Here is a 26,349-nt window from a genome sequence, read left to right on the forward strand (position 1 = left end):
CGCGATGCGGCCCGGTGCACGCGTTTTGTGCTGCAAGGCACGCCGCCTTACCCTATCCGGGTAGGGACCAAACACTGGAGAGATTCGAAGCCGGAGGCCGCGCCGATGCTGCACGACATGCCGTTGATCGAGACGATCGTGGCCGGCCTTGGCCTCGCCTTCGTCTTCGGCACCCTGGCGAACCGCTTCGGCATCTCGCCCATCGTCGGCTACCTGCTGGCGGGCGTCAGCGTCGGCCCCTTCACGCCGGGCTTCGTGGCGGACCAGAGCCTGGCGACCGAGCTCGCCGAGCTCGGCGTCATCCTGCTGATGTTCGGCGTCGGCCTGCATTTCTCGCTGAACGATCTGATGTCCGTGCGCGCGATCGCGCTGCCGGGCGCGATGGTGCAGATCGCCTGCGCCACGCTGCTCGGCATGGGACTTGCCTGGCTGCTCGGCTGGTCCGTTGGCGCGGGCCTGGTGTTCGGTCTCGCCCTCTCGGTCGCCTCCACCGTGGTGCTGCTGCGCGCCATGCAGGAGCGGCGGCTGATCGAGACGGGCAAGGGGCGCATCGCGGTCGGCTGGCTGATCGTGGAAGACCTTGCCATGGTGCTGGCGCTGGTCCTGCTGCCGGCCTTCGCGACGACGCTGGGCGGCACGGCGCCGTCGGGCGGCGCGGGATTGCTGCACGATCTCGGGCTCGGTGTCTCCGGCGTCATCCTGATGACGATCTTCAAGCTCTGCGTCTTCGTGATGCTGATGCTCCTGGTCGGCCGACGGATCATCCCCTGGGCGCTCCAGATGACCGCGCGCTCCGGCTCGCGCGAACTGTTCCGCCTCGCGGTCCTCGCCATCACGCTGGCCGTCGCCTTCGGCGCCGCGTCCTTGTTCGGCGTGTCGCTGGCGCTCGGCGCGTTCTTCGCCGGTATGATCATGGCCGAATCCGACCTCAGCCACCGCGCCGCCGAAGATACGCTGCCGCTGCGCGACGCCTTCGCCGTCCTCTTCTTCGTGTCGGTCGGCATGCTGTTCGATCCGCGCAGCCTGATCCAGGACCCGCTTCCGATCCTGGCGACGGTGCTCATCATCGTCCTCGGCAAGTCGATCGCCGCCTTCGTGATCGTGCGCGCCTTCCGCCACCCGGTGTCCACCGCGCTCACGATCTCCGTCTCGCTGGCGCAGATCGGCGAGTTCTCCTTCATCCTGGCCGAGCTCGGCGGTCGCCTGCAGATCCTTCCGCCCGAAGCGCGGGACCTGATCCTGGCGGGCGCCATCCTGTCGATCATGCTGAACCCGATCCTGTTCTCCTCGATCGACCGGCTGCGCCAGCGCCTGGACCGCGTCTCGCCGGAGGACGGCGCGGCCGCGACGGCCGCCAAGCCGCTCCAGTCCGCGGATGGGCGCGAGTTGCAGATCCAGCCCGGCGGGGTCGTGCCCTCGCACATCCCGGCGGGAAGCGTCGCCATCGAAGCCGACGACCTTCGCCCGACGGCGCTGGCCGACCATCTCGTGCTGGTCGGCTACGGCCGTGTCGGATCCAAGATCGCCCAGCGCCTCGCCGAAGCGGGCCGCGCCTTCGTGGTGGTCGAGGATGCGGACAAGCGCGTCGCGCGCATCCGCGCGGCCGGGATCGAGGCGATCGTCGGCAACGCCGTGAAGGCGGAGGTGTTGGAAGCGGCCAATATCGCCGCCGCGCGCGACATCGTGCTCGCGTTCCCGAACAGCTTCGAGGCGGTCGCGATCATCAACGCGGCTCGCGCGGCGAACCCCGCCATCCGCATCACGGCGCGCGTGCATTCCGGCGAGCAGCGCGAGCGGCTGATCCAGGCCGGCGCCGACGCCGTCATCAACGGCGACGAGGTCACCGCCGAGGCGATCGCCGACCACATCCTCGACGCGCCCGCCGACGTGCCGTTGGCGGACGGTCCGATCCTGCCGGCTGAGGGGCCGATGCGCGAGGCGGCATTGACAGACGGTGCCGATCGCTTACCCTGATCCCTTTCCAGGGGGAGTTCCGGCAGGGAACTGAGAGGCCGGCGCAAGCGCCCGGCGACCCCACGAACCTGATCCAGTTCGCACTGGCGTAGGGATGGAGTGTTCCGCTCCGACGAAGGACCGCGAGACGCCTTCTCTCGAAGGCTTCCGCGCTTCGCACGCGCGGACGTTTCCCGGTCCGGCGGCAGGTGCGGCAATGCGCGGCGCGGGAGCGGCGATGACCATTCATATCCTGGGCGCGGGGGTCGCGGGCCTGACCACCGGGCTTCGCCTGGCGGAAGCCGGCGAGAGCGTCGTGGTCCACGAGCGCGGCCCGGACCTTGCGTCCTCCGCGTCCTGGCTCGCGGGCGGCATGCTGGCCCCGTTCTGCGAGGCGAGCGTCGCCGATCCGAGCATCGTCGCGCCGGGCCTCGAAGGAATCGCGTTCTGGTCGCGCGTCACGGAGGTGGAGCGCCACGGCACGCTGGTCGTCGCGGCCGGTCGCGACGCCGGCGACCTGCGCCAGTTCGCCGCCCGCACCCGATCCAATCGCATGCTCGACGCGGAGGGCCTCGCGGCGCTGGAACCCGACCTCGGCGGCCGCTTCGCCAAGGCGCTGTTCTTCGAGAGCGAGGCTCACCTCGATCCGCGCCGGACGCTCGCCGCCCTTGCGGGACGCATCGAGGCCCTGGGCGGAACGATCCGGTTTTCCGACCCGCGCGAGCCCTTGGGGCTGCGAGGCGAGCGCGTCGTCGACTGCCGGGGCCTAGCGGCGGACCTGCCTCGCCTGCGCTCGGTGCGCGGCGAGATGGCGATCGTGCGCTGCCCCGACGTCTCGCTGCGCCGGCCGGTGCGCCTCCTGCACCCGCGCTGGCCGATCTACGTCGTGCCCCGCGCCGACCACGTCTTCATGATCGGCGCGACCATGGTAGAAAGCGAGGCGGCCGGCCCCGTGACCTTGCGCTCGGCAGTGGAGCTTCTGACCGCCGCCTTCGCGCTCCATCCGGCCTTCGCCGAGGCCGAGATCCTCGAGATCGGCAGCGGCCGGCGGCCGGCCTTGCCCGACAACCTTCCAAGCGTCGCGCGCACCGACCGGGGCGTCGCCTTTTCCGGCCTCTATCGGCACGGATTCCTGCTCTCGCCCGCCTTCTCGAAGATCGCCGCCGACCTCGCCGTCGGCGCCAAGGAGCCTGCATGAAGATCACCCTGAACGGAGAGGCGAAGGACGTCGCCGCGCGCGACATCGAAACCCTGCTCCGCGAGCTCGACTATCGACCGGAGATCGTGGCGACCGCGCTGAACCGCGAGTTCGTGCCGCGCGGCGCGCGAGGCACCGCGACCCTCGCCGAGGGCGACGCGGTGGAGATCCTCTCTCCCATGAAGGGCGGCTGAGATGCGCCTCTACGATCGGACGTTCGCCTCGCGACTGATGCTCGGCACGGCGCTCTATCCTTCTCCCGCGGTCATGCGCGCGGCCATCGCGGCTTCGGGGGCGGAGATCGTCACCGTGTCGCTGCGCCGCGAAAGCGCCGGGATGCGGCAGGACGGTCCGGGCTTCTGGGACGAGATCCGCGACCTCGGCGTCTCCTTCCTCCCCAATACGGCCGGCTGCCACACGGTGAAGGAAGCCGTGACCACCGCGCAGATGGCGCGCGAACTTCTCGGCACCGATTGGGTCAAGCTCGAGGTGATCGGCCATCCCGATACGCTCCAGCCGGACGTGTTCGGGCTGGTCGAGGCGGCGCGCATCCTGTCGGGCGAGGGGTTCAAGGTTCTGCCCTACACGACGGAGGACCTCGTGGTGGCCGAGCGCCTGCTGGCGGCGGGCTGCGAGGTGCTGATGCCCTGGGGCTCGCCGATCGGCTCGGGGCTGGGGCTCAACAATCGCTACGGCCTGCGCTCGCTCCGAGCCCGGTTCCCGGACGTGACGCTGATCGTGGACGCGGGGCTCGGCCGCCCGTCCCACGCCGCCGACGCGATGGAGCTCGGCTACGACGGCGTGCTCCTCAACACGGCGGTGGCGAGCGCCGCCGATCCGGCGGCGATGGCGGGCGCCTTCCGCCTCGCGGTGGAAGCGGGGCGCACGGCCTACGAGGCGGGCGGTATGGAGCCTCGCGACATGGCCGCGCCCTCGACGCCGGTGTTCGGAATGGCGGTGCTGGCATGAGCGCGCTCGATCCGTTCTACCCGGTTCTTCCCGATGCGGACTGGATCGAGCGCCTCGTCCCGCTCGGTATCCGGCTGGTGCAGCTTCGAGCCAAGGACATGGCACCGGACGCGCTACGCCGCCAGATCCGCCGCTCGCGCGAGGCCTGCGCGGCGCATGGATGCGTCCTGGTGGTCAACGACCATTGGCGTTTGGCGATCGAGGAGGGGGCGGCGTTCGTCCACCTCGGGCAGGAGGACCTTGCCGAGGCCGATCTCGGCGCCATTCGCGGCGCCGGCCTGCGGCTGGGCCTATCCACCCACGACGGGGCCGAACTCGAGGCGGCGCTCGCCGCCGAACCGGACTACGTCGCGCTCGGGCCCGTCTGGCCGACGGTGCTGAAACAGATGAAGTGGGCACCCCAGACGCCGGCGCGGCTGCGGGACTGGCGCCGGAGGATCGGCTCGCTTCCGCTCGTCGCCATCGGTGGCATCACGGTGGAACGCCTGCCGGCGGTGTGGGAGGGCGGAGCGGACAGCGCGGCCGTTGTGACCGACATCATTCGGCACGAGCGGCCGGAGGCGCGCGTGCGCGAATGGATCGAGGCGACACGCGCGCGACGCACGGCCTCCGTCACCTCCGACTAATCACGCCGACGGAGGGAAATATCGCCAAAGCAATGCGCGCATAGGTTGCATTCTCGCCTGGGTTGCAATTACAATGGGCCGTCATCCGAAGGATAGTGGACAGGAAACGACCCGTGTCGCTCGCAAAGCCTTTCAACACGCGCCCGCTCTATCAGCAGGTCGCAGACGAGTTCATCGCGCGGATCGTGTCGAAGGCCTGGGCGCCGGGGCAGGCGATCGAGAACGAGGCCGAGATCGCGCGCTCGTTCGGCATCAGCCTGGGCACCGTGCGAAAGGCGTTCGACATCCTCACCGCGCACAACCTTCTTGAGCGCCACCAGGGCAAGGGCACGGTGGTGGCCGACTTCGAGGGCGGCAAGATGCGGAGCCGGTTCTCCAACATCTTCGACCGCTCGGGCAACCGGGTCTCGGGCGAGGTGTCCGTGTCCAAGGTCGTGCTCGGCACCGCGCCGCCCGAGGCGGCCGAGACGCTCGGCGTCAACGGGCGGACGCCGGTCCTTCAGTTCGAGCGGCGCCGGACCCATCTCGGGCGCCTGTTCATGACGGAGGAGGTGTTCCTGCGCGTCGGCGCCACCGCCAAGACCATGTCGCAAGAGGCGTTGGAAGGCGTGGCGACCGCCCGCTGGACCGGGCAGGACCTCGCCACCCACAAGCGCGAGCGGGCCACTGCCGAGCCCGCGACGGCGGCCGACAAGCGCAACTTCAAGTTGACGGGCGACGCGGCCGTTCTGCGGTTGCAGCGGATCATCTCGTCCTACCAGGACCGGCCGCTGGAACTGCGCATCGGCCGCTGCCATCTCGGCGGCGATCTCGTCTACGCCACGAGCTGAGCCAAAGGGACGCGGAACCCGCAAGGCTCGCCAGCGCCTTAATTTTCCCTTAACGGTCGAGGCGCGGCAGTCCGGTCCGCGCGTCGATCGTCGGGGAACCGCATGGCCGCCTCTCATTCCTACACGCTGCGCGGCCAGGTCGCCCGGCTGGAGCTGACCACCCGCATGACGCTGGCGATCCTGGCGACCGCGAGCGGCATCTTCACCTATCTCGGCGTCCGCGAACTCCTGGACGGCGACGCCACCACCGTCTTCTTCGGCGCCGTCATCTATTCCGTCTCCGTCTCGGTCGGCATCTACGCCTTCTGGTCCTACCTGATCCGCATCATGCCGCATGTGCGCCGCCCGTCCGGCCGCCGCATGCTCTATCTCGCGATGGCGATCGGCTGCTGCATGATCATGGCCATGTCGGCCTGGCTCAACGCCTCGGCGCTGGCGGGCGCGGCCGCGCTCGAGCAGCACATGTCGATCACCACGGAGGAGTACCAGAGCAAGCTGAACGAAGCGCACGAGAACGCGCTGGCCGCGCAGAGCCTGCTGCCCGACATCCAGCTCGCCGCCCAGCGGTTCGCCCGCCTGTCGGACGAAGAGCGTTCGTCCGGCGCGCTCACCGGCACGTCGGGTTCCGGCACCGTGGTCCAGCTCCTCAGCCAGATGTCGACGCAGCTCGTCAACCTCGCCCAGGAGATCGAGGCCTCGCGCGACGACGTGAGCGCCCTGTTCCGGGAAGGCGGTGAGCGTCTCGGCGAGATGCGACGGCTGGTGGCCGCCGACGGCAGCGTGAAGGAGCGCGGGACCGACTACGCCACGCAGGCGACGGAACTCGCCGGCGTGATCGGCTCGCTCCAGCAGACCTCGGTCGCACCGGCGGTGAAGCGCGCGGCCGAAGACCTCGGGCGCACCTTCATCGCGCCGGCCGCGGACGGCAGCACAGCAGGGCTTCAGGACCGGCAGACCGCCGTGGTCGGGCAGGTGGAGACGGCCGTGCGCCAGCAGAGCGTCGCGCTGGCCGGCGCGGCCGACGCGATCCTTGAGAGGCCGCGCGTCGAGACCGTCCGCTTCACGCCGCTTTCGGCCCCCGACGCAGTGGTCAAGTACGCCCGCGACTTCCTGCCGTCCTGGGCCGGGGCGATCGCGATCGATCTCCTGCCGGCGGTCCTCGTGTTCATCCTGTGCATCGTGCAGGACCAGATCCGCCGCGAGGAAGGGGAGGAGGATGCCGAGATCGGCGACATGAGCGCGGTGGACATGATGCGCGCGATGCGCATCCAGCGCCGTCTGATGGCCGAGGTCGGGTCGGGCGCGGTGGAGGCGCCCCCCGTGGACCCAGCGGACGACATCGTGCAGCAGAACGCGCCGGGGGGATTCCCCAAGGCGGCGAGGCTCTAGGCCGCCGTGAGCGATTTTCAGGCCTCGCCCGGTTGGCTGGAGCGGCGGCTTCTGTCGCTCCCGGACGGCGCCGTGCTGCGCATGGTGTTCCTCGGCGTGCTCGCCATGGGCGCTTCCATGCTGGCGCAGGACGTGCTCGATGTCGCCGGCGAAGCCGGAGACCGCGAGCGGGTCACGCGCACCGAGCCCCTGCGTCTGCCCCAGCCGCAGCCGGGCGACCAGATTCGGCCCTACCTCCCGCGCGCCGCGCCCGTCGGTCCCGACCGCGGTGAGCCCGTCCTGCCGGGCTATCCCGAAGTGGCGCCGAGCGAGGGAATGGCGCGTGCCATGTCCTTCCATCTCGGCGAAGGCGGCGTCGCCTCCGCGGTCGGACGCATCGACGCCGGCACGGCGGAGGCCTTTCGGCATTTCCTGGAAGACGACGGCGAGGACGTGCGGCGGATCGTGCTCCATTCGCCTGGCGGATCGGTGCGCGACGCGATCGCCATGTCGCGCCTGATCCGCGAGCGGGCGCTGGAAACCGAGGTTCCGGCGGACGGATATTGCGCCTCGGCCTGTCCGCTGGTTCTGGCGGGCGGCGTGCGCCGCTCGGCCGGCGAGGCCTCGTGGGTCGGCGTCCATCAGGTCTACGCCCTGCCGGGGGCAGAGCGGAAGGGCACCCGCGATCTCGACAGTTCGGTGGCGCAGATCCAGACGACCATCGCCGAATGCCAGAGCCTCCTCGTCGACATGGGGGTCGATCCCCGTCTCTGGATCCATGCGATGCAGACGCCGGCGAACGAACTCTACGTCCTCACGCCCGACGAGCTCCGCGATCTCCGTCTGGTCGGCGAAGCCGAGGGCGAGCCTGCGGCCTGACCCGCGTCAGTCGGGTTCCACGGCGGGGGCGGCGGCCGGCACGCGGTCGAGATGCCGCCGCAGGAAGCTTTCCAGCGCGCGCATGGCTTGGCCGCGATAGGGCTCGATCTCGTTCAGCGTCTCGTGCCGGGCCCCTTGCACGATCTCGCACTCCACCTCCCGCGATCCCGCTTCCCGAAGTCGCTCCGCCAGGCGGACGACCTCGGCACCGCATTGGGTGGCCAGGTCCTGCGAGCCGCCGAAGCAATGGATGGGCAGGTCGTGCGGGATCTGGGAAAGCGCCTCGTGGTTGGCGTTCTCGCGGGCGAGCTGCACGATGTCCTGCGCGAGCGACACGGTGGGCGTCCAGCCGCAGAGCGGATCGGCGATGTAGGCGTCCACCACGTCCGGGTCGTGGCTGAGCCAGTCTACGTCGGTGCGCCGGTTCGCGATCCGCTTCGCCCAGGCATCCGTCGTGGCCCTGGCGAAAGCCTGGCTCGCGACGTCCGACCCCTTGAGCATCTTCTCCACCCGCAGCGAAGCGACGCCGAGCCGCTCCTGCCAGCCGAAGCGGAGTCCGGCGTTCCAGACGAGGCAGCCGGAAAGGCCGCCGGCGAAGCGCCGTGCGTAGTGCAGGGCGATCGCGCCGCCCATCGAATGGCCGAGCACGAAGAGCGGCAGGCCGGGGTGTTCCCGCTGGGCGAGCTCGCGCACGGCCTGGCAGTCGCGCACCACCTTGCGAAGGCCGTTCCGCGAGCCGAAACGACGCAGCGGAGCATCCTGCGCCGTGGTGGAGCCATGGCCCCTGTGATCGTGCGCGTAGGTGGCGAAGCCGAGGGTGCCGAGTTCGCCCATCAGCCGATCGTAACGCGCGCTGTGCTCGGCCAGTCCGTGGAACACCAGCACCACGGCCTCGGGCGCCGTGTCGGGATTGCGGGCGCGCACGGTCAGCGCGGCGCCGGTCGGGCTGTCGAGCACGAAACGGCGACGGGGTTCCAGGGAAGGCGGCATGGGAGGGATTGCTCAGGCCAGAACGGTATGGGACAGGGCGTAGCTCATGAAGGGAGCACGGGATATGTCTCGCGCAACAGCCTTAGCCTCGATCGCGCTCGCGATCACGTTACTCGCGCTCGCACCTGTGGCCGCGAGGGCACAGGTTCCGATGGTGGGCGTGTTCGTGGCGGAGGCGAGCTGCTTCGCGACGCCGGCGATCCGCCTGGAGGACAACCCCGGCCGAATCGTCACCGAACCCGGCCGCTCCTATGACCTCGTGGGCCGCAACGCATCGCCCGGCAGCCATTATCTGATCCTCGTTCCGGGCGCCGAGCCCGAGCGGCGCTGGGTCGCCTTCGGTTGCGGCCGTATCGAGGACGACAGCCAGTCCGCCGACGTCGGGTCGAGACCGACGCCCGGAGGCTCGCAGGTTCGGGAGGCGCGAGACAGCTACGTTCTGGCGGCGAGTTGGCAGCCGGCCTTCTGCGAGACGCGGCCTTCTGTGCGCGAATGCCGCGACGGCGGCGCGGCGGGCAAGGGCTTCTCGCTGCACGGCCTGTGGCCGCAGCCGCGCGGCCGCGAATATTGCGGGGTGCCGGAGGCCGTGCGCCGCATCGACGAGCGCGGGGACTGGCGCGACCTGCCCGATCACGGAGCGTCCCCCGCGACGCGGCGCGCGCTCGCCGAGGTGATGCCCGGGGTCCAGTCGGGGCTCGACCGGCACGAATGGTGGGTTCACGGCACCTGCTTCCGTGGCGATGCGGAGGCCTATTTCGCGCAGTCCATCCGCCTCCTGTCCGAACTCAACCGCTCGTCGGTGCGTCGGCTGTTCGACGCGTCGATCGGCGAGGTCGTGACGGCCGACGCCGTGCGCGCGAGCTTCGAGGCGGCGTTCGGCCGGGGGGCGGGCCGCCGGGTGGCGGTGGAATGCGCGGCCGATGCGCAAGGCGAGCCGATGATCCGCGAGTTGCGCATCGCGCTGGCCGGCGATCTGGCGGCGAACACGTCGCTGGCCGAGCTCGTGCGCGCGGGCGAGCCGGGCGGCCGGGGTTGCCCTCGCGGCCGGGTGGACGCACCGGGCTTCGACTGAGCGGTGCCTCAGGCGCGGTCGGGCACCTCGTAGTCCGCCGAATAGCGGATTTCCCGCAGAGGCCGAACACGGCTCGTGGAGGCGTCGTAGATCGGATCCGCCTTGTAGGCCGCGAGCGCCGCGCGGTCGCGGAACTCGGCGTAGACGACAAGATCCACGTCGTTGCCCATCGGATCCACGCGCGCATTCTCGACCACCTCGAAATGATCGTGGTGCGCGATGGCGGAGAGGGTCTGAAGCCCTTCCTTGATGGCCGGCAGGTCGGCCTTGTCCCGGGCGCTGAAGAAGACGATGTGGCGGATCATGGGTCGGTCCCCTGCTGGCTCGGCCACCGCGTCTTCCGCCGCACGGGTCGGGAGGTCAAGCCGGCGCGGGCCGGCGCGAAATTCTCGGGGCTTTGTTGCTCATCGTCGGCGCATGCCTTACCTGTGCGCCAACTCATCCTGCATCGACCAACCCGGAGACGCGCGCGCGATGGCTCGCCAGTTCATCTACCATATGGCCGGACTCACCAAGGCCTACGGCACCAAGAAGGTTCTGGAGAACATCCACCTGTCCTTCTACCCGGATGCCAAGATCGGCATCCTCGGCCCGAACGGCGCCGGCAAGTCGACCCTGCTCAAGATCATGGCCGGCACCGACAAGGAGTTCACCGGCGAGGCCTGGGCTGCCGAGGGTGCGACGGTCGGCTATCTGCCGCAGGAGCCGCGGCTCGACGAATCGAAGACCGTGTTCGAGAACGTGATGGAGGGCGTGGCCGACAAGCAGGCCATCCTCGACCGCTACAACGAACTGATGATGAACTACTCGGACGAGACGGCCGAGGAGGGCGCCAAGCTCCAGGACCAGATCGACAGCCAGAACCTCTGGGACCTGGAGAGCCAGGTCGAGATGGCGATGGACGCGCTGCGCTGCCCGCCGGGCGACGCGCAGGTCGGGCCGCTCTCGGGCGGCGAGAAGCGCCGCGTGGCGCTGTGCAAGCTGCTCCTGTCCAAGCCGGACATCCTGCTCCTGGACGAGCCCACCAACCATCTCGACGCCGAGACGATCTCCTGGCTCGAGAAGCACTTGCGCGAATACGAGGGCGCGGTGCTGATGATCACGCACGATCGCTACTTCCTCGACAACGTCACTGGCTGGATCCTGGAGCTCGATCGCGGCCGCGGCGTGCCCTACGAGGGCAACTACTCGACCTACCTGGAGAAGAAGTCCAAGCGCATGGCGCAGGAGGGCCGCGAGGAGGACGCGCGCATGCGTGCCCTTTCGCGCGAGCGCGAATGGATGGGGCAGGGCGCCAAGGCCCGCCAGACCAAGTCCAAGGCGCGCATCAAGGCCTACCACGAACTGGTCGAGCTCGCGGAGAACCGCAAGCCTGCCGACGGCAAGATCGTCATCCCCACCGGCGAGCGCCTCGGCAACCGGGTGATCGAGGTCGAGGGCATCACCAAGAGCTACGGCGACCGGGTGCTGATCGAGAACCTGTCGTTCAAGCTGCCGCCGGGCGGCATCGTGGGTGTCATCGGGCCGAACGGCGCCGGCAAGTCCACCCTGTTCAAGATGCTGACGGGCCAGGAACAGCCCGATGCCGGCGACATCAAGATCGGCGAGACCGTCGATCTCGGCTATGTCGACCAGAGCCGCGACCACCTGGATCCCGACAAGAACGTCTGGGAGGAGGTGACCGGCGCCGTCGACATCATGAAGCTCGGCAAGTACGAGATGAACAGCCGGGCCTATGTCGGCAACTTCAACTTCAAGGGACCGGACCAGCAGCAGAAGGTCGGCACCCTTTCGGGCGGCCAGCGCAACCGCGTCCACCTCGCCAAGATGCTGAAGACCGGCTCGAACGTCATCCTCCTCGACGAGCCGACCAACGACCTCGACACCGAGACGCTGGCCGCGCTGGAGGACGCGCTGGAGGAATACGCCGGCTGCGCCGTGGTCATCAGCCACGATCGCATGTTCCTCGACCGGCTCGCGACGCACATCCTGGCCTTCGAGGGCGACAGCCACGTCGAATGGTTCGAGGGCAACTTCGAGGACTACGAGCAGGACAAGATCCGTCGTCTCGGACCCGAAAGCGTCAACCCCAAGCGGCCGACCTACAAGCGACTGACGCGCTGAGGCGCGCGCGGCGCGCGGGCATCTTCCCGCGCGTCGCCCCCTCCCTATCTGGGGAGGTGCTTCGGATCCCGATCCGCGACGTCGCGGCGGGATGGGGTTGGCAACGGCGCCGCTGCGAGACGCTTCACATGAACAGACTGAGTTTCCATCAACTGTTCGACGCGCTTCCCAGCCCCCACATGATCGTCGACCGCGACTTGGCGTTCGTGGCCGTTAACCCCGCCTATGAAGGCGTTACCGGACGGACCCGGGACGAACTCGTGGGCCGTCGCATGTTCGATTGCTTTCCGAGCGAGGGACCCGAGCGCGCTCGCCTCGAGAGTTCGATCCGGCGCGTCTTCGAGAGCGGGCGCGCCGACACTCTCGCCTTCATCGAATATGCGATCCCGCTTTCGGCCGACCCGGCGGACGGCTTCGAGAAGCGGTACTGGTCGGCCGTCCATTCCCCGCTCTGCGACGAGCAGGGGCAGGTGATCTTCGCCCTTCAGAACACGGTGGACATCACCGAGCTTGTCCGGTTGCGCACCGCGGCGGGCAGTTCGGCCTCCGTACCCTTGGAGGAGATGGCGCTGCTCCAGCGGACGCGCGAGATCGAGGCCGCCTATCGCACCTCGCGCGGCCAGCTCGACCGTTTTCGGCACCTTTTCGAGCAGGCGCCGGGCCTCGTCGCGCTTCTGCGTGGGCCCGACCACGTCTTCACCTTCGCCAACCGAGCCTATCGCGCGCTGGCGGGCGACCGTGAGCTTCGCGGCCTGCCGACGCGGGAGGTCTTCCCCGATGCGGAAGCGAAGGGCCTCCTGGAGATGCTGGATCGCGTCTATGCCAGCGGCGAAGCGTTCGAGGGCAGCGGATTGCGGGTTCTAGCCAGCTGCCCGGACGGCGGCCTTCGCGAGCTCTTCCTGGACGTATCGTTCCACCCCGTGCGCGACGACGCCGGGCAGGTGGAGGGGGTCTTCGTGCAGGGCTACGACCGGACCGACAGCGTGCGCGCGCATCATCGCCAGCGGCTGCTGATCGACGAGCTGAACCACCGGGTGAAGAACACGCTGTCCACGATCCAGTCGCTGGCCCGGCCGAGCTTCCGTGCCGACCGGGACAGGGAGGAGGCCCGGCGCACCTTCGAGGCCCGGATCGTCGCCCTGTCCAACGCGCACAACCTCCTGAGCGAACGGCACTGGGAGTCGGCGGATCTCGAAACCGTCCTCCTCGCCGAGCTTCGCGCGCTCGACCTCGACCGGGTCGCCGTGTCGGGCATGCCGGTGCGGCTGAACTCCAAGGCGGCGATCGCCATGGCGATGATCTTCCACGAACTGGCGTCGAACACGCTGAAATACGGCGCTCTGAGCGCCGAGGGCGGCCGTCTCGCGGTGGAGTGGCGGCGCCGCGCGGACGCCGTGGTCCTTGAATGGCGCGAGGCGTGGACGAGCCCCGAGCCGGTCTCCATCCAGGCCGGGTTCGGCATGCGCATGCTCGAGCGGATCGTCACCGGGGAGCTGGAAGGGCGCCTCCAGGCCGATGCCGGCGAGACGGGGCTGGTCTGGACCATCGAGCTGCCCGCCATCGAGATCGAGGAAATACCGCACCTTGCCCTTGCCTGATCGCAGTCTTCCCGCCGGCCTGCGCGTCTTCGCGGTGGAGGACGAAAGCCTGGTCGCCATGCAGCTCGAGGACATGCTCGAGGAACTCGGCTGCGTCCTCGTCGGCCTCGCCATGCGCGTGCGGCGCGCGATGGAGATGCTGGATCGGGGCGAGGCGATCGACGTCGCGATCCTCGACGTCAACATTGCCGGCGAGAAGGTCTTTCCGGTCGCAGAGCGTCTGCACGAGGCGGGCGTGCCGTTCCTGTTCGCGACGGGATACGGGCGTGCGGGGCTCGAAGGGCAATGGCTCGACCGTCCGGTGGTCCAGAAGCCCTACACTCCTGACCAGATCGCCGCCGCCATCCTGGAGGCGCGCGCCGGGACGATGGCCGGCTAGCACTCCGCCGACCGCGACGCGTTCCGTCGGCTTGCGCGCCGTGCTACCGCATCGCCGAACCCTTTCGCCGTCCGCTCGCAGAAGGCCGAATCGCCGATGGATACGTTCGTTCAGACCCTGATGCAGGACTACGGCGTCGCCGGCATCGCCTTCCTGATGTTCCTGGAGAATATCTTCCCGCCGATCCCGTCCGAGATCATCATGCCGCTCGCGGGCTACCAGGCGGCGGCGGGCGATCACTCGTTCCTGGCCGTCGTGATCGCCGGAACGATCGGCTCCATCCTCGGCATCCTTCCCTGGTACTATCTCGGCCTCTGGTTCGGCGAGGAGCGCATCATCCGCCTCGCGGATCGCTTCGGCCGCTGGATGACCATGACGGCCGAGGACGTGGAATCGGCCGACCGTTGGTTTCGCAAGTACGGCCTGCTCGCGGTGCTGTTCGGGCGCCTGATCCCGACCGTGCGCACGCTGATCTCCGTGCCGGCCGGGCTCGCGCGCATGCCTATGCCGACGTTTCTCCTGTTCTCGGCGATCGGCACCCTGATCTGGACCACGGGTCTGGCGCTCGCGGGATACCTGCTGGCCCAGCAGTACGAGTTGGTGGACCAGTATGTCGGCCCCGTGTCCAACGCGGTGATCGTCATCGTCGTGCTCGTCTATCTCTACCGTGTCGTCACCTTCAAACCGTCCCATCGGCGCCGTCCGATCGACCTGAAGGCCGGCGACGACACCGGCCGCTGATGGACGGCGAGGCGCCGGAGCGGGTCCCCGCACGCACGCTGGAGGCGCGGGTCGACGGCCTGTTCGCCGGGGCGGGCTCGGACTTCGAGACCCGCGCCGTCGAGGCCCTGGACCTCACCTTCGACGGGCTCGAGGGGGACCGCCACGGCGGGCCGACGCGGCGCACGGGCGGGCGCGAACCCTGGTATCCGCGCGGCACGCGCATCCGCAACGAGCGGCAGATCTCCATCCTGTCGCGCGACGAGCTCGCCGCCCTCGCGCGCGACCTCGCCATTCCGCGCTTGGAGCCGGAATGGATCGGCGCCAACATGACGCTTTGCGGCGTCGATCGGCTGAGCTGGCTCCCACCACGCACGCTTCTGTTCTTCGAGGGCGGGGCGACGCTGAAGCTGGACGGCGACAACGCTCCCTGCCGCGCCTCCGGAAGGGCGATCGCGCGCCACGTCCCGGAGCGTCCGGACGTCGAGCGCGCCTTCGTGCGCCATGCCACGCACCGCAGGGGCCTCGTCGCCTGGGTCGAGAAGCCCGGTCGGGTCGTCGCGGGCGAGCGGGTCGAATTGCGCCTGCCGGAACAATGGATCTTCGCCTGACGGCGCCTCAGTCAGCGTCGGGCCGGGGGCGCCGCGCGGGCGAAAGGCGCGCTTCCGGCAGCTCGCGCTCGTCGTCCGCGTCCGGCTCCGAGGTCAGCCGCCGGGTCGCGCCCCAGCCGTCCAGCACCGCGTTGATCTCGTCCAGCACGAAGAACAGGGCCTCGTCGCGCTCGTAGCCCTCGTCGCGCAGTGCGTCGTATTCGGTGTGCTGGTGGCGCACATGCGCCAGCGTCGCGAGCCACAGGGCGCTGGCAGTCGGCAGGTCTCGCATGTGCCGCGCGCCCGCCGCGGCGCGGATCGCCTCGGCGTCGATGAAGGGCGCGCGCGGGATCAGCAACGTCAGTTGCCGCGCGATGGATTTCTGGCGCTCGGTGGGCAATCAGGTCTCCGGCGGCCGGTCGACGCTCGGCAGATAGGGTTTGATGTCGAGAAGCGGGGTCCCGTCCAGCGCGTCGATCGCATCGATCCGCAGGACGCCGGATGCCGTGTCGATCGCCAGGATGCGCACGAGATGGAGGCCGATCGGGTTGGGGCGCACCGGCGAACGGAGCGCGAAGGTGCCGGTCGGCCGATCGGCGTGGCGCGGCATCTGCAGCGCCAGGTCTCGGCGGCTGCCTTGCAGCCACGACAGGAGGTGCGCGAAGCCACCCGGCGCTAGGCCCGACAGGGCGGGGCGATACGGCTCGCCGATCTCGACGGCCGCCTCGCGTCCGCGCTCGCGCGCTTCCCGCATGTTGCGGGGGCAGTCGCCGCGATCGGTCCAGGGCGAGAGGATCCGCCCCACGAAGGCGAGCGTGGCGTCGTGGATCGACGCGGGGTCCGTCGCGAGCCGCACTTCGCCCGGCCGCGCGCCGTCAGCCACGCTCATCGACCCCGCCGCGTTGCGGACGCCCTTGCGACCCGTCCAAAACACATATAAACATATCTTTATGTCGTTCGCGCTTCGGGAAGGGGCATCGTATGCAAGCCTCGTTCGACGCGGCCGTGGAAATGCTGAAGGCCCTGGCTGAACCGACGAGGTTCCGGCTGGTTCTGCTCGTTTCGGATCAGGACCTCACGGTTTCGGATTTGACCGCGATCCTCGGCCAGTCGCAACCCCGCATCTCCCGGCATCTGAAGCTCCTGGTCGAGGGCGGCATCGTGGAGCGGCACCAGGAGGGGGCGTGGGCGTATTTCCGTCTGTCCGCCGAGCCGTTGGCGGGGCGTCTCGTTCAGGCCCTGAAGGCCAGCCTCGGCGACGGGGACGGCGCGCTGGCGCGCGACGCGGAACGCCTCGCGCAAGTGCGCCGGGAGCGGGCCAAGCGCGCCGCAAGCTACTTCGCCCGTAACGCCGCGCAGTGGGATCGCCTCCGCTCGCTTCATGTCCCCGATGCGGAGGTCGAGCGCGCGCTCCTCGCCGCATTGGCGCCGGCCGGCCGCTTCGACGCGCATCTGGACGTGGGAACCGGCACGGGCCGGATGCTGGAACTGCTGGCGCCCGTCTGCGATCGCGCGATCGGCATCGACGCCTCGCGCGAGATGCTGGCGATCGCGCGCGCCAAGCTGGACGCGGCGGGCATCACGCGGTCCACCGTGCGCCAGGGCGACGTCTACCGTCTGCCGACCCCGCGCGGGGGCTTCGACCTCGTGACGCTGCATCAGGTCCTCCACTATCTGGACGACCCGGCCGCGGCGGTGCGCGAATGCGCCGACGCGCTGCGGCCCGGCGGCCGTCTGGCGGTGGTCGACTTCGCGCCCCATTCGCTGGAGTTCCTGCGGGCCGAACACGCGCATCTGCGCCTCGGCTTCAGCGAGGCCTCGCTGCGCCAGCTGATGCGCGGGGCCGGCCTCGATGTGGAGAGCCTCGACATCCTGCCGCCGCTCGACGGCGAGGCGAACGGGCTCACGGTTACGGTGATCGTCGGCCGCCGCCCGCCCGCCGCCCCGATAGATTCCGCGGATGCCGCATCCGCCCCGCTCGTCTCCTGAAGGAGGACCCCATGATCCAACGCCGCGACACGCGCCCTCGCATCGAGGTGTCGTTCGAGTTCTTTCCGCCGAAGACCCCTGCCATGGAGGATTCGCTCTGGGCGGCGATCCAGCGTCTCGCGCCGCTGCGTCCGTCCTTCGTGTCCGTCACCTACGGGGCCGGCGGCTCGACGCGCGAGCGCACGCATCACACGGTGGAGCGCATCCTCCAGGAGACCGATCTCGACCCGGCGGCACACCTGACCTGCGTCGACGCCAGCCGCGCCGAGGTGGACGACGTGGTGCGCCAGTATCGGGCGACGGGTGTCAGGCACTTCGTGGCGCTGCGGGGCGACGGGCAGGGCGGGGCGGGCAGCGCCTACGTGCCTCACGCCGAGGGCTACCGGAACGGAGCCGAGCTGACGGCCGGCATCAAGGCGATCGATCCGGAGATCGAGATCTCCGTCTCTGCCTACCCCGAGAAGCATCCGGAAAGCCCGGATTTCGCAACGGACATCGACCTTCTGAAGCGCAAGGTCGACAATGGCGCGACCCGCGCGATCACCCAGTTCTTCTTCGACAACGACCTCTACGAGCGCTATGTCGAGCGCGCGCGGCGCGCCGGCATCTACGTGCCCATCGTACCGGGCATCGTGCCGATCCACGATTTCTCCAAGGTCGCCCGCTTCTCCGCCGCGACCGGCACGTCCATCCCGCTGTGGCTCGCAGAGCGGTTCGAGGGGCTGGAGAACGACGCCCAGACCCGCAGCCACGTGGCGGCGGCGGTCTGCGCCGAGCAGGTGCTGGATCTCGTGGACCGGGGCGTGTCGGATTTCCACTTCTACACGATGAACCGCGCGGACCTCGTCTATTCGATCTGTCACATCCTCGGGCTGCGCGAGAACGCGCCGGTTCGCGAAGAGGCGGCGGCCTGACGGACGGGAACGAAAAAGGCCAGGTCGCGAGACCCGGCCTTTTCTCTGTCGCGATGGGGCCGCGATGCTTCGGTCAGGAGATCAGGCCCGTCACCATGGCGGCGATGAAGACGAAGGCCGCGCAGATCATGAGGAAGTTCACCGACCGTGTGATACCCAAATCCAGCCTCCCGCTCACGTGTTGTTACGGATGTTAATCAAACCTTCAACTTCGTGAAAGCCGTTTCGTTGCCCGGTGCGGAGGGCCGCGTAGCAAAATTGTCTCCCGCCCGTCATACGGCTTGGAAAAAACGAGGGCTTGTCGGGGTGCCGACGGTCTTCCTCCTGACATGCAGGCGGCCTATCTCCCGCAGCCTACGGCTACGGAGATCCCATTGCAGCGATTCGAAACCGCCAAGGATGCCGCGCTGGCCCTGCGCCCCGACGTTCCGGTCTATTGCTTCCGGCCGGAGGTGCTCAAGGCGGATGCGCGCCAGTTCATGGAGGCCTTCCCGGGGGAGACGGCCTACGCGGTGAAGACCAACGGCGAGCCGCTCGTCCTGGAGACGCTGAGCCGGGCCGGCGTGAAGACCTTCGACGTGGCCTCGCCTGGCGAGTTCGAGGCGGTGCGCGCCGTCGCGCCGGACGCCGAGATGCTCTACATGCACCCGATCAAGGCGCAGTCCGATATCCGCCTTGCGCTGGAGCGCTACGGCATCCGCGTCCTGGCGCTCGACCACGAGGACGAGATCGCCAAGATCCTGCGCATCGTGCGCGCGCTGGACCTCGATCCCGGCGGCATCACGCTCTTCATCCGGCTCCAGACCAAGGGGCATGCGGCCTACGAGCTTTCCAAGAAGTTCGGCGCGGCACCGGCCCATGCGGTGGAACTCCTCCAGCGGTGTCATCGGATCGGCTTCAAGGTCGGCCTCTGCTTCCATGTCGGCTCGCAGATCGAGGATCCCGAGACCTACGAGCGCGCCCTGGCTTCGGCAGACTGGGTGCGCAACCGCGCGGACGTGCCGCTCGCGGGGCTCGACGTCGGCGGTGGCTTCCCCGCCGAATACGGCCACGACCCGCGCCGCAGGAAGCGCGAGATGCCGGGGCTCGGCGAGATCATGACGCGGCTGCGCGCCGACATCGCCGAATGGGGCTTCTCGGACATGCCGCTCGTGGCGGAGCCGGGGCGGGTCGTGGTGGCCCGGGCCTTTTCGCTGATCGTGCGCGTGCTCCTGCGCAAGGGCCGGCGGCTCTACATCAACGACGGCATCTGGGCGTCGCTCTCCGACTCCTGGACCGGCAAGATCACGCTGCCCGCCCGCTTCATTCCCGACCCCGCCCGGACCGCCCGTACCGGCAACGCCGAGACCATCAGCGCCTTCCGCGTCTGTGGCGCGACCTGCGATTCGGTGGATATCCTCTCGCGCCCCTTCTGGTTGCCCGAGACCGTGGACACGGGCGACTGGATCGAGATCGGCCATATCGGCGCCTACTCGCTGTCGCTGCGCACGCGCTTCAACGGGTTCTATCCCGACACGTTCGTGGAGGTGACGACGCCCTTCGACGCGGGCGAGCGCGCCGAGGGCTTCGCCAGCCTGGAGACGATGGCGGATTGAACCCTCAGCGCCGCTTCGGCGTCACGTCCTTGAGGTCCGACGGCTCCATGTCGAAATGGTCGAGGATCACCTGGATGTTGCGCTTGTGCGCCTTGAAGTAGACGTCGAACAGGTCTCCCGCGAGCGGCACGGCGCCGACCATGGCGTCGACGCCGAGATTGCCGATCATGCGCGCGAGCTTGCGCTTGGGCAGGCCGAGGCGTCGCGCCTCGTTGACGATGAACAGCCCGATCAGCGCGCCTCCGGCGTCGCCGATGCCCGGCACGAGCCCGATCAGCGCATCCGCGCCGAAGCGGATGTCGGTGCCGGGCACCCGGATCGCCGTGTCCATCAGGCGCGCCAGCGCATTCAAGCGCGCGATGCGGCGCTCGCGGTCCTCGATCCAGATCGTACCGGTGTCGGCAAAGGCAGGCATGGCGTTTCGACCTCCCGTCGCGGCGTCGTGCGACGTTTCCCCTTGCATGTGGTGCGCGGTGCACCCCGTTGCGAGCACGCTTTCGTTATTCCCCTGCGCGGGCCCCCTCCTATGTTCCGCCACAAGGGACAACGGGCAGGAGAGCGGCCATGGAATGGCGCGGTCGGCGGGAAAGCAGCAACATCGAGGACCGGCGGGGCAGCGGCGGCGGTTTCGGTGGCGGCGGGATGCGTATTCCGATCCGCGCGGGCGGTGGCGGCGGCATCGGCCTCCTCGTGATCCTGGCGATCCTCTGGATCGGCTTCGGCATCAATCCGCTGTCGGTGATCGGAATGGACGACGGCTCGGGCACCACGCAGACCGCGTCGCGCCAGGGGCCGGGCGTCTCCGGCACCGCCGACGAGACCGACAACTTCGTCGCCGTAGTGCTCGCGGACACCGAGGACGTCTGGAACGCACGCTTCTCGCAGATGGGCAGCACCTACCGCGAGCCGACCCTGGTCCTGTTCGACCGGCAGGTGAGTTCCGCCTGCGGCAACGCCACGTCCGCCTCGGGGCCGTTCTACTGCCCGAACGACCAGAAGCTCTACCTCGACCTGACCTTCTTCCGGCAGCTCCAGGGCCAGCTCAACGCGCCCGGCGACTTCGCGCAGGCCTACGTGGTCGCCCACGAGGTCGGGCACCATGTCCAGAACCTCCTCGGCACGCTGGGCAAGACCACGCAGCTTCGCCAGCAGTCCTCGGAGGCCGACGCCAACGCCATCTCCGTTCGCGTCGAACTCCAGGCCGACTGCTATGCCGGCATCTGGGCGCACGACACCCAGCAGGCGGGCTTCGTGGAGGACGGCGACGTGGAGGAGGCGCTCAACGCCGCCAGCCAGATCGGCGACGACACGCTGCAGGAGCGCAGCCAGGGAACGGTGGTGCCAGACAGCTTCACCCACGGCACCTCGGCCCAGCGCGTCGAGTGGTTCCGCAGGGGCCTCACGTCGGGCAGCATGGAGCAGTGCGACACGTTCCAGGGACGGCTCTGAGCCGGGACGGAAAGGCCGGCCGGCGCTTGCAATCCGGCCGGCGGCATGGTGTGTCCCGCGCGACTGCATCCAGCCGCGACGTGTGACAGCCCATGCCCGACCTTCTTCTCGAGCTTCGTTCCGAAGAGATTCCCGCGCGCATGCAGCGCAAGGCGGCGGGCGACCTGAAGAAGGCGGTGACGGACGCGCTGGTCGCGGCGGGCCTGACCTACGAGGGCGCGCGCGAATACTGGACGCCGCGCCGCATCGCGCTCGACATCCGCGGTCTCGACGCACGCTCCAAGGACACGCGCGAGGAGCGCAAGGGCCCGCGAACGGACGCGCCAGAACGGGCGATCGAGGGCTTCCTCAAGGGGGCGGGGCTCGCCTCGATCGATCAGGCGGAGCGGCGCAGCGACGGCAAGAAGGGCGAGTTCTTCGTCGCGGTGATCGAGCGGCCAGGCCGGCCGGCCGAGGAGATCGTGGCCGAGGCCATGCCCGGCATCATCCGCGACTTTCCGTGGCCCAAGTCCATGCGCTGGGGTGCCGCGTCGCGCGAGCCGGGCTCGCTGCGCTGGGTTCGCCCGCTCCAATCGATCCTGTGCGTGTTCGGCCCGGAAAACGGCGAGACCGCGGTGATCGACTTCGAGGTGGCCGGCATCCGCTCGGGCGACCGCACAGCCGGCCATCGCTTCCATGCCCCGGAGGAGTTCAAGGTCCGCCGCTTCGAAGACTACGCGCGCCAGCTCGAGAAGGCGTTCGTGGTGCTGGACGCCGAGCGGCGCAAGGAGATCATCCGCACCGATGCCGACAATCTCGCCTTCGCCCAAGGGCTGGAGGTCGTCGCCGACGAGGGGCTGCTGGAGGAGGTGTCGGGCCTCGTGGAATGGCCGGTCGTGCTGGTCGGGGAGTTCGAGGAGGCGTTTCTCGAAATCCCGCCGGAGATGATCCAGCTCACCATCCGCACCAACCAAAAGTGCTTCGTCACGCGGCGGCGGGGGGCGGACGGCCTGTCGAACCGCTTCCTGATGATCGCCAACATCGAAGCGGCCGACCACGGCGCCGAGATCGCTCGCGGCAACGGCAAGGTGGTGCGCGCCCGCCTGTCGGACGCGCTCTACTTCTGGAACACGGACCAGGCCGCGCTGCCCGATCTCGACGCGCTGCAGGCGCCTGCCGGGCGCTTCGGCCTCGATCTGTCGAAGCCGCTCGATCAGCGTATGGCCAAGCTCGATGCCCTGGGCGTGACCTTCCACGCCAAGCTCGGCACGCAAGGGGAGCGCGTCCGCCGCATCGCCGACCTCGCCGAGGTGCTGGCACCCATGGTCGGCGCCGAGCCGGCCGCTGCCCGGCGCGCGGCTGTGCTGGCCAAGGCGGACCTCACCACCGAGGCGGTAGGCGAGTTTCCCGAGCTCCAGGGCCTGATGGGCCAGAAATACGCAGCCCTTCAGGGCGAGCCCGATGCCGTGCAGCGCGCGCTGGCGGATCACTACAAGCCGCAGGGGCCGGGCGACACGGTGCCCGCCGAGCCGGTGGCCATCGCGGTTGCGCTCGCCGACAAGCTCGACACGCTGGTGGGCTTCTGGGCGATCGACGAGAAGCCGACGGGCTCCAAGGACCCCTATGCGCTGCGCCGCGCCGCGCTGGGCGTGATCCGCATCGTGCTCGACAACGAGTTGCGGCTGCGCCTCGGATCGCTGCTGACCTCGGGCGATCTCCTGTCGTTCTTCCACGACCGGTTGAAGGTGCAGCTTCGCGAGCAGGGCGCGCGTCACGACTTGGTGGACGCGGTGCTGGGCGGCGCGGGCGAGGGGAAGGACGACCTTCTCGACGTGTCCCGGCGCGTGGCCGAGCTCGGCCGCCTCCTGGAGACCGATGACGGCGTCAATCTCCTGGCCGCCTATCGGCGCGCCGCCAACATCCTCGCGGCAGAGGAGAAGAAGGGGACGCCGGTGGCGGCTTCGGTCGACCCCGCACTGTTCCGCGAAGAGGAAGAGCGGGCCCTTCTGGCCGCGATCGGCCAGGCCGAAACCGATCTCGACGCGGCCATGCGCGCGGAGGATTATACGCGCGCCACCGCGGCGCTCGCCCGTCTGAGGCAGCCGGCCGACGCCTTCTTCGAGAAGGTGCTGGTCAATGCCGAGGACGAGGCCGTCCGTGCCAACCGCCTCGCCCTGCTGTCGCGCATCCGTTCCGCCGCCGGCCGACTGGCCGATCTGTCCCGCGTCGCCGGGTGAAGGTTGGGCGACTTCCAATTCGGCTGATTCGCGCACAGGCCAGCACAAGCCTTGCGCGGCAGGATCATCGGGCGGCGACCCGATCCGATGCCGGGTTTGTGAAATAATTTGTGATCGCGTCGCCTGCAACCCGCCGAAAAGGCGGACGATAGATCGCCGCGATCGAGCTTGCCCGAGGGTGCTCGGTCTTCTCACGGAGGGGTGGGGCCTGCCGCATCGGCTTGGCTTCGTTTCGACTGACCTGATCTCGCCCGCGCGTCCCTCGTCGACGCGCGCGCCCGACGAGGGGACGCCCGAATGCCGAGAATGCGCGCCGCCTGTGCGGTTGCCATGCGCTGGGTTTGCGCCATTGCAGCAGGATCGATGATCGCGGGCCTCGGCCCTGCGATGGCCGACTGGGACCGTCCCTGGCGCGACGAGACCCGGGCTCTCGTGATCGACGCGTACGAATTCAACCCGATCAACTGGAAGCAGTTGACGAGCGACAAGCGCATCGGCGCCTTCATCAACAAGGCGTCGGACGGGCTTCCTCCCGCCTGGAGCTGCAGCGGCCTGTCGGGCGACGACGAGAAGCTCTGCAAGAACCGGTGGTGGAAGTATTCCGTCACGCAGGAACTCTACATGACCCGCCGCGAGATGGCGAAGACGCTCGGCCTCAAGTGGGGCGCCTACCATCTCGGCCGTCCCGGCAACCCGCGCGAGCAGGCCGACCACTTCATCGACTTCGCCAAGCCCGAGCCGGACGAGCTGATTGCCCTCGACATCGAGGACAACGACCCGACGCAGTGGATGTCGCTGGCCGAGGCCGAGGAGTTCGCGCGCCAGATCAAGATCCGCCTGGACCGCTATCCGGTTCTCTACACCAACGGCTCGACGGCCGCCTACATCGCACAGAACCGGGAAACCTATCCGCTCCTGTCGCGCCTCCAGCTCTGGTACGCGCGCTACCGCGACGACCTGACCGGCGTCTTCCCGGAGGGCTATTGGGACAAGTACGCCCTCTGGCAGTTCTCCTCCATGCACAACTGCAACAAGCGCACCTGCCCCTACCGCGTGGCGGGCGCGAAGGACGACATCGACGTCAACGTCGCCTCGATGAACGTCGAGGACCTCCATAAGGCCTGGCCGTTCGACGGCCTCGTGGCGCCGGAGCCGCAGCCGGTGCCCGACGCGGGCGCGCTGATCGCCAAGCTCGGCAACGAAGCGCGCGAAGCCGTGGCCGAGATCGGCAAGGACGTGGCGGCGCTGGTCAAGCCCGGCCAGGCCGAGGCGAAGGGCGAGGCCGTTCCGGGAACGCTCGCGGCTGCCTACGGGCCCGCGGCGCACGCCGGCATCGATCCGCTCAAACTGTTGACCGAGACCGCGCTCGAGGAAAAGCGTGTGTCCGCCCATCCGGCGCCGGTCCTCTCGGCCATCACGCAGGGACCGAAGACCGACCCCCTGCCGCCCGCCGACCGGCCGGCCGCTTCGGCCCCTGCCGGACAGCTGATCGGCACGATCGGACAGCTCCGCCAGGAGATGCAGGCGGTGCGCGAGATCCTCAGCGACGAGACGCAGGGCGGCGACCCTGCCGCCGCAGCGCCGGCCGCGCCGGGCTCTCCGGTCAAGGGTACGGAACTCAAGTCCCGCATCCTGGAGATGATGAAGGCGGCCGAGGCGGCGATGGACGGCGTGCCGGGCGACAAGCCCGTCGAGAGCGAGGCGCCGGAAGAGCGCGCCGACCTGATGGCGCCGCGCGGCGGCTGGACGCTCCTGTCCAGCTTCTCGGCGTCCGAGCGTCGCGTCGCGGCCGCGTTTCGCACCACGCGCTGACGCCTGCCACCCTTGGTGATCTCGCACCCTGATTCTTCGCCTGCCACCTTGCGCGAAGATGGTGCGGGTGCGCTTCCCGCCCGGCGGTCCAGCCTCTAGACAGGCGGCATGATCGAGACGCAGACCATCAGGCTCGCCGACGAGGCGGCCGAACGCGATGTGGCCGAGCGGTTGGCGCGCGGCGAACTCGTCGCCGTGCCGACGGAGACGGTCTACGGCCTCGCGGGGGATGCCGCCGACGGCAAGGCCGTCGCCCGAATCTTCGAGGCCAAGGGCCGGCCACGCTTCAATCCGCTGATCGCGCACGTCACCGGCCGCGCCATGGCCGAGCGATATGCCGAGGTCGACCCGCTCGCGGCGCGGCTGATCGAGCGGTTCTGGCCGGGGCCGCTCACACTGGTTCTGCCGCTGCGCCCCGACGCGCCGCTCCATCCGCTGGTCACCGCCGGTCTGCCGACCGTGGCGCTGCGTTCGCCGCAAGGGGGCATGGCGCGCGTGCTCGCCCATCTCGGCCGCCCCGTGGCCGCGCCGAGCGCCAACCGTTCGGGCCGCGTCAGCCCGACCACGGCCGCGCACGTCCTGCGCACACTGGGCGGCCGCATCGAAGCGGTGGCCGACGGCGGCGCGGCGACGCACGGCATCGAATCCACCATCGTCCAGCCGTGCGCCGACCATGTCCTGCTGCTTCGTCCGGGCTCGGTCACGGCGGCGGAGATCGAAGCCGCGACGGGCCTTGCGGTTCGCCGCCACGACGGCGCCGCCATCGTGGCACCGGGCCAGATGCGTTCGCACTACGCGCCGCACGGCCGCGTGCGCCTCGCCGTCGCCGAGCCCGAGCCGGACGAGCACTACATCGCTTTCGGTCCGCTGGCCGACGAAACGCGGGCGCGGGCGGTGTATCAACTCAGTGAAACGGGCGACCTGCGCGAAGCGGCGAGCCGGCTGTTCGCGGCGCTCAGCGCCTTCGACGCGCCCGACATAGACCGCATCGCGGTGGCGCCGATCCCGGCCGAGGGGCTGGGCGAGGCGATCAACGACCGACTGGCTCGCGCGGCGGCCGACCGCTGATCTCGACGGC

26 protein-coding genes and 1 riboswitch are annotated in these 26,349 nt (G+C 69.6%); of the genes, 21 read left to right on the forward strand and 5 right to left on the reverse strand.

Translation table 11 applies throughout. The annotated features are described in order from the left end of the window. Positions 1 to 105: 105 nt before the first annotated feature. From D3218_RS00840 to D3218_RS00875, 8 genes are all read left to right on the forward strand, one after another. Positions 106 to 1,974: a cation:proton antiporter domain-containing protein gene (locus D3218_RS00840; RefSeq protein WP_119538004.1), complete on the forward strand. Its 1,869-nt coding sequence runs from the start codon at positions 106 to 108 to the stop codon at positions 1,972 to 1,974. After that, positions 1,975 to 2,086: riboswitch (TPP riboswitch) on the forward strand. A gap of 105 nt (positions 2,087 to 2,191) precedes the next feature. Beyond that, positions 2,192 to 3,151 (forward strand): FAD-dependent oxidoreductase, encoded by a 960-nt coding sequence (locus D3218_RS00845; protein ID WP_119538005.1) that lies wholly within the window; start codon positions 2,192 to 2,194, stop codon positions 3,149 to 3,151. After that, entirely contained in the window at positions 3,148 to 3,345 is a 198-nt protein-coding gene (gene thiS, locus D3218_RS00850) for a sulfur carrier protein ThiS (protein WP_119538006.1), read from the forward strand. The genes D3218_RS00845 and thiS overlap by 4 nt, the downstream gene beginning before the upstream one ends. A 1-nt stretch (position 3,346) precedes the next feature. Then, positions 3,347 to 4,120 carry a thiazole synthase gene (locus D3218_RS00855; protein WP_119538007.1) on the forward strand — a complete coding sequence of 258 codons (774 nt, stop codon included), beginning with the start codon at positions 3,347 to 3,349 and terminating at the stop codon, positions 4,118 to 4,120. Then, on the forward strand, positions 4,117 to 4,746 hold the full coding sequence (locus tag D3218_RS00860) for a thiamine phosphate synthase (RefSeq protein WP_119538008.1): 630 nt from the start codon (positions 4,117 to 4,119) through the stop codon (positions 4,744 to 4,746). The genes D3218_RS00855 and D3218_RS00860 overlap by 4 nt, the downstream gene beginning before the upstream one ends. Positions 4,747 to 4,859: 113 nt before the next feature. Continuing rightward, positions 4,860 to 5,576, forward strand: coding sequence for a GntR family transcriptional regulator (locus D3218_RS00865; protein ID WP_168990375.1), 717 nt, complete (start codon positions 4,860 to 4,862; stop codon positions 5,574 to 5,576). Between the two features lie 102 nt (positions 5,577 to 5,678). Next, entirely contained in the window at positions 5,679 to 6,965 is a 1,287-nt protein-coding gene (locus tag D3218_RS00870; RefSeq protein WP_119538010.1) for a hypothetical protein, read from the forward strand. 6 nt (positions 6,966 to 6,971) lie between these two features. Next, on the forward strand, positions 6,972 to 7,823 hold the full coding sequence (locus D3218_RS00875; RefSeq protein WP_119538011.1) for a COG3904 family protein: 852 nt from the start codon (positions 6,972 to 6,974) through the stop codon (positions 7,821 to 7,823). A gap of 6 nt (positions 7,824 to 7,829) precedes the next feature. Here the strand turns inward: D3218_RS00875 and D3218_RS00880 are convergent, their stop codons facing one another. Further along, positions 7,830 to 8,813 carry an alpha/beta fold hydrolase gene (locus tag D3218_RS00880; RefSeq protein WP_119538012.1) on the reverse strand — a complete coding sequence of 328 codons (984 nt, stop codon included), beginning with the start codon at positions 8,811 to 8,813 and terminating at the stop codon, positions 7,830 to 7,832. A gap of 64 nt (positions 8,814 to 8,877) precedes the next feature. Here D3218_RS00880 and D3218_RS00885 point away from each other — a divergent pair, with 64 nt between their 5' ends. Beyond that, a complete protein-coding gene (locus D3218_RS00885; RefSeq protein WP_168990376.1) occupies positions 8,878 to 9,885 on the forward strand; it encodes a ribonuclease T2 family protein in 1,008 nt (335 codons plus the stop codon). Positions 9,886 to 9,893: 8 nt separating this feature from the next. Here the strand turns inward: D3218_RS00885 and D3218_RS00890 are convergent, their stop codons facing one another. Continuing rightward, the gene (locus D3218_RS00890; RefSeq protein WP_119538014.1) at positions 9,894 to 10,190 is read right to left on the reverse strand and encodes a Dabb family protein; all 297 of its coding nucleotides are present in this window, start codon (positions 10,188 to 10,190) and stop codon (positions 9,894 to 9,896) included. Positions 10,191 to 10,359: 169 nt separating this feature from the next. Between D3218_RS00890 and ettA the strand changes: the two genes are divergently transcribed. The 5 genes from ettA to D3218_RS00915 all read left to right on the forward strand — a co-directional run bounded on the left by ettA (position 10,360) and on the right by D3218_RS00915 (position 15,317). Continuing rightward, positions 10,360 to 12,009 carry an energy-dependent translational throttle protein EttA gene (ettA, locus tag D3218_RS00895; protein WP_119538015.1) on the forward strand — a complete coding sequence of 550 codons (1,650 nt, stop codon included), beginning with the start codon at positions 10,360 to 10,362 and terminating at the stop codon, positions 12,007 to 12,009. A gap of 128 nt (positions 12,010 to 12,137) precedes the next feature. Next, a complete protein-coding gene (locus D3218_RS20210; protein ID WP_168990377.1) occupies positions 12,138 to 13,607 on the forward strand; it encodes a PAS domain-containing protein in 1,470 nt (489 codons plus the stop codon). Continuing rightward, on the forward strand, positions 13,594 to 13,986 hold the full coding sequence (locus D3218_RS00905; protein ID WP_245414866.1) for a response regulator: 393 nt from the start codon (positions 13,594 to 13,596) through the stop codon (positions 13,984 to 13,986). The genes D3218_RS20210 and D3218_RS00905 overlap by 14 nt, the downstream gene beginning before the upstream one ends. Positions 13,987 to 14,082: 96 nt before the next feature. Further along, positions 14,083 to 14,727, forward strand: a complete 645-nt coding sequence (locus tag D3218_RS00910; RefSeq protein ID WP_119538018.1) for a DedA family protein — start codon at positions 14,083 to 14,085, stop codon at positions 14,725 to 14,727. Then, complete coding sequence (locus D3218_RS00915) at positions 14,727 to 15,317, forward strand: MOSC domain-containing protein (protein WP_119538019.1); 591 nt, start codon at positions 14,727 to 14,729, stop codon at positions 15,315 to 15,317. The genes D3218_RS00910 and D3218_RS00915 overlap by 1 nt, the downstream gene beginning before the upstream one ends. A 7-nt stretch (positions 15,318 to 15,324) precedes the next feature. On the opposite strand, the gene D3218_RS00920 is transcribed toward D3218_RS00915, so the two are convergent. Together D3218_RS00920 and D3218_RS00925 are read right to left on the reverse strand one after the other, a co-directional pair. Continuing rightward, the gene (locus tag D3218_RS00920) at positions 15,325 to 15,696 is read right to left on the reverse strand and encodes a DUF2293 domain-containing protein (protein WP_119538020.1); all 372 of its coding nucleotides are present in this window, start codon (positions 15,694 to 15,696) and stop codon (positions 15,325 to 15,327) included. Then, positions 15,697 to 16,185: an SAM-dependent methyltransferase gene (locus tag D3218_RS00925; protein ID WP_119538453.1), complete on the reverse strand. Its 489-nt coding sequence runs from the start codon at positions 16,183 to 16,185 to the stop codon at positions 15,697 to 15,699. A gap of 92 nt (positions 16,186 to 16,277) precedes the next feature. On the opposite strand from D3218_RS00925, the gene D3218_RS00930 reads away from it, so the two are divergent. The 3 genes from D3218_RS00930 to D3218_RS00940 all read left to right on the forward strand — a co-directional run bounded on the left by D3218_RS00930 (position 16,278) and on the right by D3218_RS00940 (position 19,794). Continuing rightward, positions 16,278 to 17,285, forward strand: a complete 1,008-nt coding sequence (locus D3218_RS00930) for an ArsR/SmtB family transcription factor (protein ID WP_119538021.1) — start codon at positions 16,278 to 16,280, stop codon at positions 17,283 to 17,285. An 11-nt stretch (positions 17,286 to 17,296) separates the two neighbouring features. Then, on the forward strand, positions 17,297 to 18,199 hold the full coding sequence (metF, locus tag D3218_RS00935; RefSeq protein ID WP_119538022.1) for a methylenetetrahydrofolate reductase [NAD(P)H]: 903 nt from the start codon (positions 17,297 to 17,299) through the stop codon (positions 18,197 to 18,199). A gap of 374 nt (positions 18,200 to 18,573) precedes the next feature. Next, the gene (locus D3218_RS00940) at positions 18,574 to 19,794 is read left to right on the forward strand and encodes an alanine racemase (RefSeq protein ID WP_119538023.1); all 1,221 of its coding nucleotides are present in this window, start codon (positions 18,574 to 18,576) and stop codon (positions 19,792 to 19,794) included. A gap of 4 nt (positions 19,795 to 19,798) precedes the next feature. Here the strand turns inward: D3218_RS00940 and D3218_RS00945 are convergent, their stop codons facing one another. Beyond that, positions 19,799 to 20,209, reverse strand: coding sequence for a DUF4112 domain-containing protein (locus tag D3218_RS00945; RefSeq protein ID WP_119538024.1), 411 nt, complete (start codon positions 20,207 to 20,209; stop codon positions 19,799 to 19,801). 149 nt (positions 20,210 to 20,358) lie between these two features. On the opposite strand from D3218_RS00945, the gene ypfJ reads away from it, so the two are divergent. From ypfJ to D3218_RS00965, 4 genes are all read left to right on the forward strand, one after another. Continuing rightward, entirely contained in the window at positions 20,359 to 21,243 is an 885-nt protein-coding gene (gene ypfJ, locus D3218_RS00950) for a KPN_02809 family neutral zinc metallopeptidase (protein WP_119538025.1), read from the forward strand. A gap of 92 nt (positions 21,244 to 21,335) precedes the next feature. After that, positions 21,336 to 23,459: a glycine--tRNA ligase subunit beta gene (gene glyS, locus D3218_RS00955; RefSeq protein ID WP_119538026.1), complete on the forward strand. Its 2,124-nt coding sequence runs from the start codon at positions 21,336 to 21,338 to the stop codon at positions 23,457 to 23,459. 363 nt (positions 23,460 to 23,822) lie between these two features. Further along, positions 23,823 to 25,271, forward strand: a complete 1,449-nt coding sequence (locus tag D3218_RS20295; RefSeq protein WP_119538027.1) for a glycoside hydrolase family 25 protein — start codon at positions 23,823 to 23,825, stop codon at positions 25,269 to 25,271. A gap of 108 nt (positions 25,272 to 25,379) precedes the next feature. After that, entirely contained in the window at positions 25,380 to 26,339 is a 960-nt protein-coding gene (locus D3218_RS00965) for an L-threonylcarbamoyladenylate synthase (protein ID WP_119538028.1), read from the forward strand. Positions 26,340 to 26,349: the final 10 nt, after the last annotated feature.

Origin of the sequence: Aureimonas flava (assembly GCF_003583935.1) — a bacterium.
Classification (GTDB): domain Bacteria; phylum Pseudomonadota; class Alphaproteobacteria; order Rhizobiales; family Rhizobiaceae; genus Aureimonas; species Aureimonas flava.

Excerpts from the sequence above, each read along its gene's own strand:
- D3218_RS00870 (WP_119538010.1), top strand. The coding sequence starts at position 5,679 with ATGGCCGCCTCTCATTCCTACACGCTGCGCGGCCAGGTCGCCCGGCTG.
- D3218_RS20295 (WP_119538027.1), top strand. The coding sequence starts at position 23,823 with ATGATCGCGGGCCTCGGCCCTGCGATGGCCGACTGGGACCGTCCCTGG.
- glyS (WP_119538026.1), top strand. The coding sequence starts at position 21,336 with ATGCCCGACCTTCTTCTCGAGCTTCGTTCCGAAGAGATTCCCGCGCGC.
- ypfJ (WP_119538025.1), top strand. The coding sequence starts at position 20,359 with ATGGAATGGCGCGGTCGGCGGGAAAGCAGCAACATCGAGGACCGGCGG.
- D3218_RS00860 (WP_119538008.1), top strand. The coding sequence starts at position 4,117 with ATGAGCGCGCTCGATCCGTTCTACCCGGTTCTTCCCGATGCGGACTGG.
- D3218_RS00910 (WP_119538018.1), top strand. The coding sequence starts at position 14,083 with ATGGATACGTTCGTTCAGACCCTGATGCAGGACTACGGCGTCGCCGGC.
- thiS (WP_119538006.1), top strand. The coding sequence starts at position 3,148 with ATGAAGATCACCCTGAACGGAGAGGCGAAGGACGTCGCCGCGCGCGAC.
- D3218_RS00840 (WP_119538004.1), top strand. The coding sequence starts at position 106 with ATGCTGCACGACATGCCGTTGATCGAGACGATCGTGGCCGGCCTTGGC.
- metF (WP_119538022.1), top strand. The coding sequence starts at position 17,297 with ATGATCCAACGCCGCGACACGCGCCCTCGCATCGAGGTGTCGTTCGAG.
- D3218_RS00915 (WP_119538019.1), top strand. The coding sequence starts at position 14,727 with ATGGACGGCGAGGCGCCGGAGCGGGTCCCCGCACGCACGCTGGAGGCG.
- D3218_RS20210 (WP_168990377.1), top strand. The coding sequence starts at position 12,138 with ATGAACAGACTGAGTTTCCATCAACTGTTCGACGCGCTTCCCAGCCCC.
- D3218_RS00930 (WP_119538021.1), top strand. The coding sequence starts at position 16,278 with ATGCAAGCCTCGTTCGACGCGGCCGTGGAAATGCTGAAGGCCCTGGCT.
- D3218_RS00885 (WP_168990376.1), top strand. The coding sequence starts at position 8,878 with ATGTCTCGCGCAACAGCCTTAGCCTCGATCGCGCTCGCGATCACGTTA.
- D3218_RS00880 (WP_119538012.1), bottom strand. The coding sequence starts at position 8,813 with ATGCCGCCTTCCCTGGAACCCCGTCGCCGTTTCGTGCTCGACAGCCCG.
- D3218_RS00845 (WP_119538005.1), top strand. The coding sequence starts at position 2,192 with ATGACCATTCATATCCTGGGCGCGGGGGTCGCGGGCCTGACCACCGGG.
- D3218_RS00965 (WP_119538028.1), top strand. The coding sequence starts at position 25,380 with ATGATCGAGACGCAGACCATCAGGCTCGCCGACGAGGCGGCCGAACGC.
- ettA (WP_119538015.1), top strand. The coding sequence starts at position 10,360 with ATGGCTCGCCAGTTCATCTACCATATGGCCGGACTCACCAAGGCCTAC.
- D3218_RS00855 (WP_119538007.1), top strand. The coding sequence starts at position 3,347 with ATGCGCCTCTACGATCGGACGTTCGCCTCGCGACTGATGCTCGGCACG.
- D3218_RS00890 (WP_119538014.1), bottom strand. The coding sequence starts at position 10,190 with ATGATCCGCCACATCGTCTTCTTCAGCGCCCGGGACAAGGCCGACCTG.
- D3218_RS00925 (WP_119538453.1), bottom strand. The coding sequence starts at position 16,185 with ATGAGCGTGGCTGACGGCGCGCGGCCGGGCGAAGTGCGGCTCGCGACG.
- D3218_RS00945 (WP_119538024.1), bottom strand. The coding sequence starts at position 20,209 with ATGCCTGCCTTTGCCGACACCGGTACGATCTGGATCGAGGACCGCGAG.